Below are 14087 nucleotides of genomic sequence, written 5' to 3' on the forward strand. Positions count from 1 at the left end.
GTTTGCGCCCGCACGTTTCAAGAGCCTTTCGGAAATACATATCATGGCCGTTCCCTCCAAGCGCGTCTTGTGCAGAATCGTGCTGATACCGACGTGAATCGCGACCGCTGAACCGGTAGGGTCGTGATCCCGACCAATGACAGCGCGGAAAAGGCCTTTTCCCGACAATCCTTTCCGCCTTGGAGGAAATATGAGCGGTTTCGACATTTTCGCGATTGTCCTGGTTTTGCTCGTCATCGTCACGCTGGTGGCCGGCGTAAAGACGGTGCCGCAGGGCTATGATTGGACCATCGAGCGGTTCGGCAAATACACCCAGACGCTGAGCCCCGGGCTCAATCTGATCGTGCCCTATTTCGATCGCGTCGGGCGCAAGATCAACATGATGGAGCAGGTGATCGACATTCCCGAGCAGGAGGTGATCACCAAGGACAACGCCACCGTGACGGTCGACGGCGTCGCCTTCTTTCAGGTGTTCGACGCCGCCAAGGCGAGCTACGAGGTCTCTAACCTGACCCAAGCCGTCACGGTGCTGACCATGACCAACATCCGTTCGGTGATGGGTTCGATGGATCTCGACCAGGTGTTGTCGCACCGTGACGAAATCAACGAGCGCCTGCTGCGTGTGGTCGATGCCGCCGTCTCACCCTGGGGCCTGAAGGTCAATCGTATCGAGATCAAGGACATCGTGCCGCCGGCAGACCTCGTCGAAGCCATGGGCCGACAGATGAAGGCCGAGCGCGTCAAACGCGCCGACATCCTTCAGGCTGAAGGTGCACGCCAGTCCGAGATCCTGCGCGCCGAGGGTGCCAAGCAGGGCCAGATCCTCCAGGCGGAAGGTCGCCGCGAGGCCGCCTTCCGCGACGCCGAAGCACGCGAGCGGTCTGCGGAAGCCGAGGCCAAGGCGACGCAGATGGTCAGTGAAGCCATCGCCAAGGGCGATGTCGCGGCGCTGAATTATTTTATCGCGGACAAATATATCAAGGCGTTCGGGCAGCTCGCTGAGTCGCCGAACCAGAAGGTCATCATGCTTCCGGTTGAAGCGATGAGCATGCTGGGCTCGCTCGCCGGCATCGGCGAGATTGCGAAGGCGACGTTCGGCGAGAGTGCGGCATCCGCCGCTGCCGCCGCTCGTCGCGGTTCGGTGCCGACGACCACCGGCAGCACGCCGCCGGCGGTGCCGCCGCGGCAGGGGTAAAGCGCATGCCCCGGAAAAGTGGACACCGGTTTTCCGACAAGGGCATGCGCCATTTCAAAGAGGTCGTGTCATGACCGACATGTTCGTATCGCTCGGCACCTGGAACTGGCTGATCTTCGGCTTCGTCCTGATGGCGCTGGAGGTGCTGGCGCCGGGAATCTTCCTGTTCTGGCTCGGGCTCGCCGCGTTGCTGGTCGGCCTGATCTCGTTCGGGGTAGCGATATCCTGGCAGATCCAGCTCGTGATGTTCGCGATCTTCGCCGCCGCAGCCGTGCCGGTATGGCGCCGGCTCGCCCGGCCGAAGCCGGATGCAATTGCCGCCAGCCCCTTCCTCAACAAGCGCGCGGATGCGCTGCTCGGCCGCGAGTTCACGCTGGAGAAGCCGATCGTCGACGGCAACGGCACGATGCGTATCGGCGACACGGTCTGGCGCGTCGCGGGCCCAGATACGCCGGCGGGCACGCGTGTGAAGGTGGTGCAAGTGGACGGTGCGAATCTGACGGTGGCAGCGGCGTAGTCTTATCTTACCTCGCCCCGCTTGCGGGGAGAGGTCGGATTGCATCGAAGATGCAATCCGGGTGAGGGGGAGTCTCGGCGAGTCCGTCTCTCACCTTGCTTGCGGAGCAGCCCCTCACCCCAACCCTCTCCCCGTAAGAACGGGGAGAGGGAGAACAGCAGTCTCAACCCTTCTTCCACCGCTCCGCAAGCTGGTGCAGCGGCATGAACGTCTCGCACAATTCCCGCCCGAGCGCCGTCAGCCCGTAACCGCCGGCTTCGCCCAGCTCCACGAATCCGGCCTCGCGCAAATCGTCCAGCCGCGCCTGCAGCACCGTCGGCGAGGCCTCGTCGCAGGCGGTGCGCAATGCGCGCGAGGTGAGGGGGGCATCGCGCAGCTCCCACAGGATTCGCAGGCTCCAGCGTCGCCCCAGGATGTCGAGCAGCGCCATGATCGGTCGCCCGGAGCGCGAGCCACGGACGCTGCGCGATCTGGAGGAGGTCTGTTTCGCCATCGTCGCCCTCTTGCGTGTCGCTACAAATAGTGTAGCGTTGCGCTACAACAAATGTAGCAAGAGAGACGGCTGATGTCCCAGGCCACACCGCGCATTGCCCCGCTCACCCCGCCTTATCCCCCGGAGATCCAAGCGCAGTTCTACCGCATCATGCGCGGTGCGCCGCCGTTGCTGCTGTTCCAGGTGATGGCGGGCCACACCCGCGCCTGGGACAAGTTTCGCGCCGGCGGCCTGCTCGATCCCGGCCCGCTCTCGTTGCGCCAGCGCGAGATCGTCATTGACCGCACCTGCGCGCTGAACAAATGCGAATATGAATGGGGCGTGCACGTTGCGATCTTTGCCGCGCCGGCGGGACTGAGTGAGCCGGAGGTGCGTGCCACCATGCAGGGCGATGCGACGTCGCCGTGCTGGTCCCCGGCCGAGCAGGCGCTGATCGCCGCCGTTGACGCGCTGCATCACCGTGCGTCGCTTGACGACGCCGAATTCGCCGCGCTGTCGGCGCATTACGACGAGGCGCAGATCCTGGAGATCATGTTGCTGTGCGGCTTCTACCGCACGGTGTCGTATCTGGCGAACGGGTTGCGGTTGCCGCTGGAGGAGACGGCGGCAAGATTTCCTGCGCCGCTCTAACCGCCGTCATTGCGAGCGTAGCGAAGCAATCCAGAATCTTTCCGCGGAGGCAGTCTGGATTGCTTCGCTGCGCTCGCAATGACGAAAGAGAAAGGGACGCGCTACGCCACGCCCGCCCGCAGCAGATCGTGCAGGTGCACGATACCCACCACCTTGTCCGCCTCGGTCACGACCAGTGTCGTGATCTTGCGGGTGTTGAGCACCTCGATCATCTCGGTGGCCAGCATCGAGGGTGGCACGGTCTTCGGCTGCCTGGTCATGACGTCATCGACCGACGCTGTCAGCAGGTCCGGCCGCATGTGGCGGCGCAAATCGCCGTCGGTGATGATGCCGACAGCCTCGGCTGCATCGTTGACGATGCAGACGCAGCCGAGGCCCTTGGCCGACATCTCCATCACCGCGTCCGACATCTTGGTGCCGAGCGGCTTGAGGGGGATCTCCGCGCCGGTGCGCATGTAGTCGCGGACGAATTTCAGCATGGCGCCGAGCTTGCCGCCCGGGTGGAAGTGCGCGAACTCCAGCGCGGTGAAGCCGCGGCCTTCGAGCAGGGCGATCGCGAGCGCATCGCCGATCGCAGCCTGCATCAACGTCGAGGTGGTCGGCGCCAGATTGTGCGGGCAGGCCTCGCGCGCTTTCGGCAACTCGATCACGATGTCGGCCGCTTGTCCCAGCGAGGATGCCGCGTTTGACGTCACCGCGATCATCGGGATGGCGAACCGGGCGGAATAGTTCACCAGTGTCTTCATCTCCGGCTGCTCGCCGGACCAGGACAGCGCCATGATGACGTCGTCGGTGGTGATCATGCCGAGGTCGCCATGGGCGGCTTCGGCGGTGTGCACGAAGAAGGCGGGCGTGCCGGTCGAGGCCAGCGTTGCCGCGATCTTGCGCCCCATATGGCCCGATTTGCCGAGCCCGGTGACGATGACGCGGCCCTTCGCGTTGCGGATCAGATCGACCGCCTGGGCGAAGCTCGCGCCAAGCGGGCCGCGCAGGGCGACGGCGAGCGCATTGATACCGCCGCTCTCGGTTTCCAGCGTGCGGAGTGCGGATTCGACGCTGTCGGGAATGGGGCCGGATGATTGGGTCATCAGCGGTTTCGAACTCGGCATGTTCTGGTCCAGGGAGGAGGGGTGTTCGCCCGTTGGCGCCTGCTTAGCACGCCACGGCCTTCGAGGCGACGAGGGCGCCCCAACCCTCAACCGGTCGTTAACCATAATTGTTTTAACTCCATTAACGATGGTTCCCGTCGATCGGTGGGGGCAATCGCGAAAGTGTTTGATTTCGTTGGAGTTCTTCCATCGTGGGGTCGTCTCCAGGCACGAGCCGGAGCAAGCGCGCGCATTTCCTGCGCGCGGCTTTGCCGTGCTTTGCGCTGACGGTCCTCGGAAGCGCCCCCGTGGCCGCCCAGAGCCTCACCCCAGACCTGTTCAGTCCCAACCGCGGTGGCTTCGCCTCGCCCGACACGCTGCCGACGCGCCGCACCGCGGGCGTGCCGCAGGCACCGTCGGATGCACTGCCGACGCTGCCCGACCCCAACGCCGATTTGCGCAAGCGCCAGCAGACGCCGGCGCGCCCAGGCCAGAACCCGAACAGCCAAAACCCGACCAACCCAAACCCGACCAATCAGGTCCCGATCTACGGCCTGCCCGCTGCCAATGGCGCCAGCGCCTCCGGCTACGATTCACTCAACCGCAAGCGACAGCAGCCGAAGCTCTATCCCGGACAACCGAAGCCGAAGCGCCCGGTCGGCCCCGGCTCGCCAGTGCCCCCGGCGACGCCTGAGCGGACGCTCGGCCCGCCGCGCATCGCGCCGCCGCCGTCCGAGACCGCGCACAAGACGCCGGTGCCGCCGGCGCTGGCCGGCAACGTCCCCGGCCAGCCGCTGCGCCGCCGCCTCAAGCTCGACGAGGATGCGTTCGGCGCGGTCGGCGACTATGCCGGCAGCTTCCTGATCAAGGGCGGGCTTGAGCTCTCCACCGGCTACGACACCAACCCGGCGCGTTTGAACAAGCCGGTCGGCTCGCCGGCCTATGTCGTCGCGCCCGACCTGCTCGTGGTGTCCGATTGGGAGCGCCACGCGCTGGTCGCGGATCTGCGCGGCTCGTTCTCGGGCTACACCAACAACATGCCGGCGACGATCGACGGCTTTGCCTCGCCCTCGCCGGTCGAGGTCGACCGCCCCGACTTCAACGGCCATGTCGACGGCCGCATCGACGTCAATCGCGATCTCAAGCTGACCACGCAGCTGCGCCTGCGGCTCGCCACCGATAATCCCGGCAGCCCGAACGTGCAGGCCGGCCTGCAGAAATATCCTGTTTACGCGACCTATGGCACGACCGTCGGCTTCGACCAGACCTTCAACCGCTTCCAGGTCGCGGCCGGCGCCACCGCGGATCGCACCGCCTACACCAACTCAAAACTCACCGACGGCTCGACCTTCAGCAACGATGACCGCGACTTCAACCAGTATGGCGGCGTGGGGCGCTTCTCCTACGAGCTGAAGCCGGGCCTGAAGCCGTTCGTCGAGATCCAGGGCGACACCCGCGTCCACGACCAGGCCGCCGACCGCAACGGCTTCTTCCGCGATTCGAACGGCGGCTACGCCAAGGTCGGCACGTCCTTTGAATTCTCGCGCATCCTCACCGGCGAGGTCTCGGTCGGCTATTCCGCGCGCAACTATGTCGACCCGCGCCTGAGCCAGCTCGCGGGCTTCCTGACCTCGGGCTCGCTGATCTGGAACGCAAGCGGCCTCACCACGGTGAAATTCGCCACCGACACGCAGATCGCCGAGACCACCATCCCCGGCTCCTCCGGCGTGCTGGTGCATACCTACGGGATCGAAGTCGATCACGACTTCCGCCGCTGGCTTACGGCAGTGGGCAAATTCACCTACGGCACCTACGACTACCAGGGCCAGAATCGCAATGACAAGACCTACTCGTTCGAAAGCAATTTGATCTACAAGCTCAACCGCAACATCTGGATCAAGGGCACGCTCCGCCACGACATCCTGGATTCGAACCAACCGGGGTCAAGCTCGCAGGGCACGGTGGTGATGGTCGGGGTGAGGCTGCAGAATTGAGGAGAAGCCACTATGGCACCTCGAATTACTTTAGACATCAATTCGGCCGGTGAATTCGAGCTATGGCTTAATCCCGAAGGCCGAGACCTTTTAGTCAAGGAACTGCTGGCCCTGAGTGAGACCAACGAGCACTTTAACTTGATGCCAAGTGAAGTAGCATCGGACGTTGAGGTTTCGACGCGTCCCTATCGACCGAGCGACAAGCTTCTCGAATACGGTAAGGTGCTGTTCCGACTTGACGAGTGGGACGCACGGCACTTTCCGCACGTCCTTGACTGAAGTCTGCTCGCTGCCCCTCACTCCGCTGTCATGCCCCGGCTTGACCGGGGCATCCAGTACGCCGCGGCCGCTCGGTCGATAACAAATGTCTCTGGGATACTGGATCGTCCGCTTTCGCGGGCGATGACACCGTCTGCAATCTGGCGGCGGAGCTAGCGCCTACCGCGGCAGATCCGTCTTCCCCATCAGGAACGTATCAATCGACCTGGCACACAGCCGGCCCTCGCGGATGGCCCAGACTACCAGCGATTGGCCGCGGCGCATGTCGCCGGCGGTGAACACGTTCGGGCGCGAGGTCTGGTAGTCGAGCGTGTTGGCCTTGACGTTGCCGCGGGGGTCGAGCTCGACCGAGAGCATCTTGAGCAGGCCCTCGTGCACGGGATGGACGAAGCCCATCGCGAGCAGGACGAGGTCGGCATCGAGCTCGAACTCGGTGCCGGCGATCGGCTTGAACTTGTCGTCGACGCGCACGCAATGCAGCTTCTTGACCTTGCCGTTCTCGCCCGTGAACTTCTGCGTCAGCACGGCGAACTCGCGGACCGCGCCTTCGGCCTGGCTCGACGACGTCCGCATCTTCAGCGGCCAGTTCGGCCAGGTCAGGCCCTTGTTCTCGTGCTCCGGCGGAGCGGGCATGATCTCGAGCTGGGTCACGGAGAGCGCGCCCTGGCGGAGCGAGGTGCCGATGCAGTCGGATCCGGTGTCGCCGCCGCCGATGACGACGACATGCTTGCCGGCGGCGAGAATCTCCTGGACGCCGTTCAACGGCTCATTGGACACGCGCCGGTTCTGCTGCGGCAGGAAGTCCATGGCGTAGTGGATGCCGGCGAGGTCGCGGCCGGGGATCGGCAGGTCGCGCGGGGCTTCGGCGCCGCCGGTCAGCGCCACGGCGTCGTACTCGTTGAGCATCTCGCGCGGATCGACATTGCCGTCGCCGCCGACATGGCTGTTGTAGTGGAAGGTGACGCCTTCGCCTTCCATCTGCTTGACGCGGCGGTCGATGACGCCCTTCTCCATCTTGAAATCGGGGATGCCGTAACGCAGCAGGCCGCCGGCCTTGGCGAACTTCTCGAACAGATGTACGTCGTGGCCGGCGCGTGCGAGCTGCTGCGCGCAGGCCATGCCGGCCGGACCCGAGCCGATCACCGCGACCTTCTTGCCGGTCTTGTGGGCGGCAATCTCGGGCTTCAGCCAGCCATTGTCCCAGGCGCGGTCCACGATCGCGCATTCGATGGTCTTGATGGTGACGGGGTTGTCGTCGATATTGAGCGTGCAGGATGCTTCGCACGGCGCCGGGCAGATGCGTCCCGTGAACTCCGGGAAATTGTTGGTCGAGTGCAGATTGCGTGAGGCTTCTTCCCAGTTGCCCTGATAGACGAGGTCGTTCCAGTCCGGGATCTGGTTGTTGACCGGGCAGCCGGGCGTGCCTGGCGAGACCGAGCCGGTGCCGTGGCAATAGGGAATGCCGCAGTTCATGCAGCGCGCGGCCTGGTCGCGCGTTTCCTTCTCGGAGAGGGGGACGACGAACTCGTGGAAATGCTTCACGCGCTCGGCGACCGGGGTGTACTTGCGGTCATGCCGTTCGATTTCGAGAAAACCCGTGATCTTGCCCATTAAACCCGAAGTCCCTGCCGTCTAATCGTTTGTTGTTTCCTCACCGTCATTGCGAGGAGCTCTTGCGACGAAGCAATCCAGTCTGCTTCCGAGTAGAAAGTCTGGATTGCTTCGCTGCGCTCGCAATGACGGGGTGTGATGCTCAGGCCCCGATCGCGATTTTCGGCTCGGCGTCCGCGTTGGCGGCCATCTCGCGCAGCGCGCGCCGGTATTCGACCGGCATCACCTTGCGGAATTTGGGCAGCCAGTCCTTCCAGTTGGTCAGGATGTCGGCGGCACGCCTGGAGCCGGTCGCTTTCGCATGGCGCGTGATCAGGACGTGGAGCCGCTCGACGTCGGAGGCGAGCAGGTCCTTGAACACGTCGACCCGGCCGTGCGCCTCGAGGTCACCGGAGTGGTGATAGGTGCCGGCGTTGATCAGCTCCTCCGACAGCACCGGCTCGAGTTCGACCATCGCCATGTTGCACAGCCTGTCGAAGTCGCCGGTCTCGTCCAGCACATAGGCGATGCCGCCGGACATGCCGGCCGCGAAGTTGCGTCCGGTCTTGCCGAGCACGACCACGATGCCGCCGGTCATGTATTCGCAGCAATGGTCGCCGGCGCCCTCGACCACCGCCACGGCGCCGGAATTGCGCACGGCAAAGCGCTCGCCGGCGATGCCGCGGAAGTAGCACTCGCCTTGAATGGCGCCGTACATCACGGTGTTGCCGACGATGATGCTCTCTTCCGGCACGATGCCGCTGTTGGCCGGCGGCTTGACGATGATCTTGCCGCCCGAGAGGCCCTTGCCGACATAGTCGTTGGCTTCGCCTTCGAGCTCGAAGGTGACGCCTTGCGCCAGCCAGGCGCCGAAGGCCTGGCCCGCGGTGCCCTTGAGGCTGACATGGATGGTCTCATGCGGCAGGCCGGCATGGCCGTAGATCTTGGCGACCGCACCCGACAGCATCGCGCCCGCGGAGCGGTTCGTGCTGTTGATCTTGGCCTCGATCTTCACCGGCGCACCGCGGTCGAGCGCAGGCGTCGCCTGCTCGATCAGCGTGCGATCGAGCACCGCTTCCAGATGATGGTTCTGGCGCTCGGAGTGATAGATCTTCTGGCCCTTCTCTTCCTTCTGCTTGACGAAGAGCTTGGAGAAGTCGAGGCCCTTGGCCTTCCAGTGCGCGACCAGCTTGGTCTGGTCGAGCAGCTGCACCTGGCCGATCATCTCGTTGAAGCTGCGGAAGCCGAGCGAGGCCATGAGCTCGCGGACCTCCTCGGCGACGAAGAAGAAGTAGTTGATCACATGCTCGGGCTGGCCGGTGAAGCGCTTGCGCAGGACGGGGTCCTGGGTCGCGACGCCGACCGGGCAGGTGTTGAGATGGCACTTGCGCATCATGATGCAGCCGGCCGCGATCAGCGGCGCGGTGGCAAAGCCGAACTCGTCGGCGCCGAGCAGCGCGCCGATCACGACGTCGCGGCCGGTGCGGAAGCCGCCGTCGACCTGGACCACGATGCGGCTGCGCAGCCGCTCGCGCACCAGCGTCTGGTGGGTTTCGGCGAGGCCGATCTCCCACGGTGACCCCGCGTGCTTGATCGAGGTCAGCGGCGAAGCGCCGGTGCCGCCCTCGAAGCCCGCGATGGTGACATGGTCGGCGCGCGCCTTGGCGACGCCCGCGGCCACCGTGCCGACGCCGATCTCCGAGACGAGCTTGACCGAGACCGCGCCGTCCGGATTGACGTTCTTGAGGTCGTAGATGAGCTGCGCCAGATCTTCGATCGAGTAGATGTCGTGGTGCGGCGGCGGCGAGATCAGGCCGACGCCCGGCGTCGAATGCCGGACCTTGGCGATGGTGGCGTCGACCTTGTGGCCGGGCAGCTGGCCGCCTTCGCCGGGCTTGGCGCCCTGCGCCATCTTGATCTGCATCATGTCGGAGTTGACGAGATATTCCGTGGTGACGCCGAAGCGGCCCGAGGCGACCTGCTTGATCGCCGAGCGCATGCTGTCGCCGTTCGGCATCGGCTTGAAGCGGTCGGCTTCCTCGCCGCCTTCGCCGGTGTTCGACTTGCCGCCGATCCGGTTCATGGCGATCGCGAGCGTGGTGTGCGCCTCACGCGAGATCGAGCCGAAGCTCATCGCGCCGGTGGCGAAACGCTTGACGATGTCCTTGGCCGGCTCGACCTGGTCGAGGGCGACAGGCTTGCGCTTCTCTTCGTCTGCGTTCTTGATCCGGAACAGGCCGCGCAGCGTCAGGAGACGCTCCGACTGCTCGTTGAGGATCTTCGCGAAAGCGCGGTAGCGTTCCAGCGAATTGCCGCGGGCGGCGTGCTGGAGCAGCCCCACCGACTCGGCGGTCCATGCATGGTCCTCGCCGCGGCTGCGATAGGCATATTCGCCGCCGACATCGAGCGAGGTCTTGTAGACGAGCGCATCGCCGAACGCGTCGGCATGACGGCGCACCGCCTCTTCGGCAATCTCGCCAAGACCGACGCCCTCGACGCGGGTGTGCGTGCCGGCGAAGAACTTGCCGACGAATTCCGCCTTCAGGCCGATGGCGTCAAAGATCTGCGCGCCGCAATAGGACTGGTAGGTCGAGATGCCCATCTTGGACATCACCTTGAGCAGGCCCTTGCCGATCGACTTGATGTAGCGCTTGACGATCTCGTAGTCGTCGAGCGAACCGGGCAGGCGGTCCTTCATCGCGATGATGGTTTCGAACGCCAGATACGGATTGATCGCTTCCGCGCCGTAACCGGCCAAACAGGCGAAGTGATGCACTTCGCGCGGCTCGCCGGATTCGACGACGAGGCCGACAGACGTGCGCAATCCGGTACGGATCAGATGATGATGCACGGCGGCGCAGGCCAGCAGCGACGGGATCGGAACCCGGTCGGTGCCGACCATGCGGTCGGACAGGATGATGATGTTGACGCCTTCGCGCACCGCGCTCTCGGCGCGCGCGCAGAGCTCGTCCAGCACCTGGTCCATGCCGGCCGCGCCGAGGCCGGCGTGGAAGGTGGTGTCTAGCGTGCGCGACTTGAAGTGCGACTCGGCGACCTCGGAGATCGAGCGGATCTTTTCGAGGTCCGCGTCGGTCAGGATCGGCTGGCGCGCTTCGAGGCGCTTGGTGGTGGCAAGGCCTTGCAGGTCGAACAGGTTCGGCCGCGGTCCGATGATGGAGACGAGGCTCATCACCAGCTCCTCGCGGATCGGGTCGATCGGCGGATTGGTGACCTGCGCAAAGTTCTGCTTGAAGTAGGTGAACAGCGGCTTGGCCTTGGCCGACAGCGCCGAGATCGGCGTGTCATTGCCCATCGAGCCTGCGGCTTCCTCGCCGGTGGAGGCCATCGGCGTCATCAGAATGGTGATGTCTTCCTGGCTGTAGCCGAACGCCTGCTGGCGATCGAGCAGCGACAGGTTGGAGCGCACGCCGGTGGTCGGCACCTTCGGCAGCTCTTCCAGCACGATCTGGGTCCGCTCCAGCCACTCGGTGTAGGGATGGCTTCTGGCGAGCTCGGCCTTGATCTCGTCGTCGGGGATCAGGCGGCCCTGCTCGAGATCGACCAGCAGCATCTTACCGGGCTGCAGGCGCCACTTGGTGATGATCTGGTCCTCGGGAATCGTCAGCACGCCCATCTCGGACGCCATCACGATGCGGTCGTCCTTGGTGACGAGATAGCGCGCGGGCCGCAGGCCGTTGCGATCGAGCGTGGCACCGATCTGGCGGCCGTCGGTGAAGGCGATCGCGGCGGGGCCGTCCCACGGCTCCATCAGGGCTGCATGATATTCGTAGAAGGCGCGGCGCTTCTCATCCATCAAGGGATTGCCGGCCCACGCCTCCGGAATCATCATCATGACGGCGTGGGGCAGCGAGTAGCCGCCCTGCACCAGGAATTCGAGCGCGTTGTCGAAGCAGGCGGTGTCCGACTGGCCTTCGTAGGAGATCGGCCAGAGCCGGTTGATGTCCTTGCCGTACAGCTCGGAGCTCACCGAGGCCTGGCGCGCCGCCATCCAGTTGACGTTGCCGCGCAGCGTGTTGATCTCGCCGTTATGCGCGATCATGCGGTAGGGATGCGCCAGCGACCACGCCGGGAAGGTGTTGGTCGAGAAGCGCTGGTGAACGAGCGCGAGCGCGCTCTCGAAGTCCTTTTCGTGCAGATCGGGATAGTACTTCCCGAGCTGGTCGGCGAGGAACATGCCCTTGTAAATTACGGTACGGCAGGACATCGAGCAGGGATAATAGCCGGCGAGCCCGCGGTCGCGGCGCTGATAGATCGCCTGCGAGATCGACTTGCGCAGGATGTAGAGCCGGCGTTCGAAATCGTCTTCGGTCTTGGCGGTGCCGTTGCGGCCGATGAACACCTGCATGCAGGCGGGCTCGGTCGGCTTAACGGTGACGCCGAGCGAGGAATTGTCGGTCGGCACGTCGCGCCAGCCGAGCAGTGTCAGGCCCTCTTCCTTGATCTGGTCGGCGATGATGCTCTTGATGACGTTGCGCCAGGCGGTGTCGCGCGGCATGAACAGCGCGCCGATGGCGTATTCGCCGGGATTGGGCAGCGCGAAGCCGAGCTCCTTCGCCTTGCGGCTGAAGAAAGCATGCGGGATCTGCACCAGAATGCCGGCGCCGTCACCGGCGCGCGGGTCGGCGCCGACGGCGCCGCGGTGCTCGAGGTTGCAGAGGATGCTGAGCGCGTCCGCGACGATCTCGTGCGACTTCTGGCCCCTGATGTTGGCGATGAAGCCGACGCCGCAGGAATCCTTCTCCAGGCTCGGATCGTACAGGCCTACGGCCGGCGGGCGTGAATTGTGTTCCTGAATCGGATCGGCCGTTTTCGAGGCGACCGTCGCCGACAGTTGCTCTGCCACGATGTTTCCGCGCTCGACTTGCGACCCGTTCATGTCCTCGTCCTCTCCATGCGGCAAGCTGCCTCACCGCCATCTTCGGCGCACCTTGGGCGTCCCGCGGCACCCGCTTCTGGGTCACCGCTCGTCCGCTCGCGAGCCGCATTTTCTTAAATTCAGGCCAAGGCGTTCTTCGTCCCCGAGAACGGCTTTGCCTGTTGCCTTCTTGGCGCTCGAAAGCACCGATTTTCGTTGCAATCCCTATGCCGGAACCGCAAGCAAAATTGAGACAGTCTTCCTGTCCTAATCATCACCTTGCCAAATTTTTGTCTATCACACAAGCGCGCGCAAGTCCCGATTCCCCATATCTCCATCAATCGCTTTCCAGAAGTTGCGCGGCCCCGGTTTTGAAGCAAACGCGCCCTGATCCGGCCCCGCCGACGCCGGAATCCCCAATGAAGCTTCGGATCAACCCTTTGGAAGGCGCGCCACGCCGCAAGAAGCGAAAGAGCGCGATCCAGCCGGGGGCCTGACAGGAGCGTCTCGACCATGAAGTTTTTCACAGGATGTGTGGCCGCCGCAACGCTGGCGCTGGCCGCGACCACGGCTCAAGCGCAGGTTCCAGCGCGAGGGGCGATGATCGCGGTCTCGGATTTCGACGGGCCGTATGCGTCGCCGGAGGCCGCGCCGCTCCCGCCGCCGCGCTATGGCTATGGCTATGGCTACGAAGAACGCGGGCCGGCTCCGGTGCTGCTGCCGCCGACCGAGGTCTACGCGGTGCTGCGCGAGAATGGCTTTTCTCCGCTGGGCATCCCGCGCCTGCGCGGCAGCGTCTACACCATCGCGGCGATCGACCGCCGCGGCGAGGACGGCCGGCTGGTGATCGATGCCCGCGACGGACGGATTTTGCGCTTCATGCCGGCTGCCGACGCCTATGGCATGGCGCCAGGCTACGAGCAGCCTGCGGTTGCGCCTTACCGCCCGCAAAGCGCTCTGCCGCCGCCGACCTTGGTCCGCAGCGGTCCGCCCCGCCCACCGGCCCCGATCCCGCATGTCGCCAGCCGCCCCATGCCGCTACCGAAGGCCGCCCCGCCGCGCGAGGCGCCGGTCGCCGCCGCTAAGCCAGCCGAACCCGCGACGCAGCAGGTCCAGGCGCCGCAGGCACAGCCTGCGACGCAGACCGCGGCCGCCGTGCCGTCCAACAAGCCCGCTGAGGTCGCACCGCAAGCCGCCGCGCCAACCGTAGGTCAGGTCAAGCCTGCCGCGACGATCCTGCCTACGCAGGAGATGCCGGCGGCACAGGGGCTGGACTAAGCGCGGGCGTTTGATGCGATGGCCCGCATCACGCCAACGGTGTGCGGGGGGGGGGGGGGGGGGGGGCGGGGGGGGGGGGGGGGGGGGGGGGGCGGCCCCGCGGGGGGGGGGGGGGGGGCGGGGGGGCGGGGGGCCGCGGGGGGGGGG

The 14087-nt window shown here is 65.3% G+C and carries 10 protein-coding genes; 6 read left to right on the plus strand and 4 right to left on the minus strand.

Features of this window, described 5'->3' with window-relative positions; genetic code table 11:
• Positions 1-190: 190 nt before the first annotated feature.
• Positions 191-1195, plus strand: coding sequence for an SPFH domain-containing protein (locus AC0L3C_RS08225; protein ID WP_473263738.1), 1005 nt, complete (start codon positions 191-193; stop codon positions 1193-1195).
• Between the two features lie 70 nt (positions 1196-1265).
• The gene (locus tag AC0L3C_RS08230; RefSeq protein WP_473407637.1) at positions 1266-1712 is read left to right on the plus strand and encodes an NfeD family protein; all 447 of its coding nucleotides are present in this window, start codon (positions 1266-1268) and stop codon (positions 1710-1712) included.
• A 163-nt stretch (positions 1713-1875) separates the two neighbouring features.
• Here the strand turns inward: AC0L3C_RS08230 and AC0L3C_RS08235 are convergent, their stop codons facing one another.
• Positions 1876-2205, minus strand: a complete 330-nt coding sequence (locus AC0L3C_RS08235) for a winged helix-turn-helix transcriptional regulator (protein WP_473407638.1) — start codon at positions 2203-2205, stop codon at positions 1876-1878.
• 72 nt (positions 2206-2277) lie between these two features.
• Here AC0L3C_RS08235 and AC0L3C_RS08240 point away from each other — a divergent pair, with 72 nt between their 5' ends.
• Positions 2278-2835 carry a carboxymuconolactone decarboxylase family protein gene (locus AC0L3C_RS08240; protein WP_473407639.1) on the plus strand — a complete coding sequence of 186 codons (558 nt, stop codon included), beginning with the start codon at positions 2278-2280 and terminating at the stop codon, positions 2833-2835.
• Between the two features lie 101 nt (positions 2836-2936).
• Here AC0L3C_RS08240 and AC0L3C_RS08245 read toward each other — a convergent pair whose 3' ends face one another.
• Entirely contained in the window at positions 2937-3944 is a 1008-nt protein-coding gene (locus AC0L3C_RS08245; RefSeq protein ID WP_473263734.1) for a KpsF/GutQ family sugar-phosphate isomerase, read from the minus strand.
• 191 nt (positions 3945-4135) lie between these two features.
• Here AC0L3C_RS08245 and AC0L3C_RS08250 point away from each other — a divergent pair, with 191 nt between their 5' ends.
• Positions 4136-5917 carry an outer membrane beta-barrel protein gene (locus tag AC0L3C_RS08250; protein WP_473283615.1) on the plus strand — a complete coding sequence of 594 codons (1782 nt, stop codon included), beginning with the start codon at positions 4136-4138 and terminating at the stop codon, positions 5915-5917.
• Positions 5918-5929: 12 nt separating this feature from the next.
• Positions 5930-6196: a hypothetical protein gene (locus AC0L3C_RS08255; RefSeq protein WP_473283613.1), complete on the plus strand. Its 267-nt coding sequence runs from the start codon at positions 5930-5932 to the stop codon at positions 6194-6196.
• Between the two features lie 159 nt (positions 6197-6355).
• Here the strand turns inward: AC0L3C_RS08255 and AC0L3C_RS08260 are convergent, their stop codons facing one another.
• Entirely contained in the window at positions 6356-7807 is a 1452-nt protein-coding gene (locus AC0L3C_RS08260) for a glutamate synthase subunit beta (protein WP_473283610.1), read from the minus strand.
• Positions 7808-7949: 142 nt separating this feature from the next.
• Complete coding sequence (gene gltB, locus AC0L3C_RS08265; protein WP_473283608.1) at positions 7950-12683, minus strand: glutamate synthase large subunit; 4734 nt, start codon at positions 12681-12683, stop codon at positions 7950-7952.
• A gap of 492 nt (positions 12684-13175) precedes the next feature.
• On the opposite strand from gltB, the gene AC0L3C_RS08270 reads away from it, so the two are divergent.
• Complete coding sequence (locus AC0L3C_RS08270) at positions 13176-13940, plus strand: hypothetical protein (RefSeq protein WP_473266989.1); 765 nt, start codon at positions 13176-13178, stop codon at positions 13938-13940.
• The last annotated feature ends 147 nt before the right edge of the window (positions 13941-14087 follow it).

The sequence above is a fragment of the Bradyrhizobium sp. WSM4872 genome, assembly GCF_055811715.1.

Coding starts and splice junctions, on each gene's coding strand:
- AC0L3C_RS08225 (WP_473263738.1), top strand. CDS start 191: ATGAGCGGTTTCGACATTTTCGCGATTGTCCTGGTTTTGCTCGTCATC.
- AC0L3C_RS08230 (WP_473407637.1), top strand. CDS start 1,266: ATGACCGACATGTTCGTATCGCTCGGCACCTGGAACTGGCTGATCTTC.
- AC0L3C_RS08235 (WP_473407638.1), bottom strand. CDS start 2,205: ATGGCGAAACAGACCTCCTCCAGATCGCGCAGCGTCCGTGGCTCGCGC.
- AC0L3C_RS08240 (WP_473407639.1), top strand. CDS start 2,278: ATGTCCCAGGCCACACCGCGCATTGCCCCGCTCACCCCGCCTTATCCC.
- AC0L3C_RS08245 (WP_473263734.1), bottom strand. CDS start 3,944: ATGCCGAGTTCGAAACCGCTGATGACCCAATCATCCGGCCCCATTCCC.
- AC0L3C_RS08255 (WP_473283613.1), top strand. CDS start 5,930: ATGGCACCTCGAATTACTTTAGACATCAATTCGGCCGGTGAATTCGAG.
- AC0L3C_RS08260 (WP_473283610.1), bottom strand. CDS start 7,807: ATGGGCAAGATCACGGGTTTTCTCGAAATCGAACGGCATGACCGCAAG.
- gltB (WP_473283608.1), bottom strand. CDS start 12,683: ATGAACGGGTCGCAAGTCGAGCGCGGAAACATCGTGGCAGAGCAACTG.
- AC0L3C_RS08270 (WP_473266989.1), top strand. CDS start 13,176: ATGAAGTTTTTCACAGGATGTGTGGCCGCCGCAACGCTGGCGCTGGCC.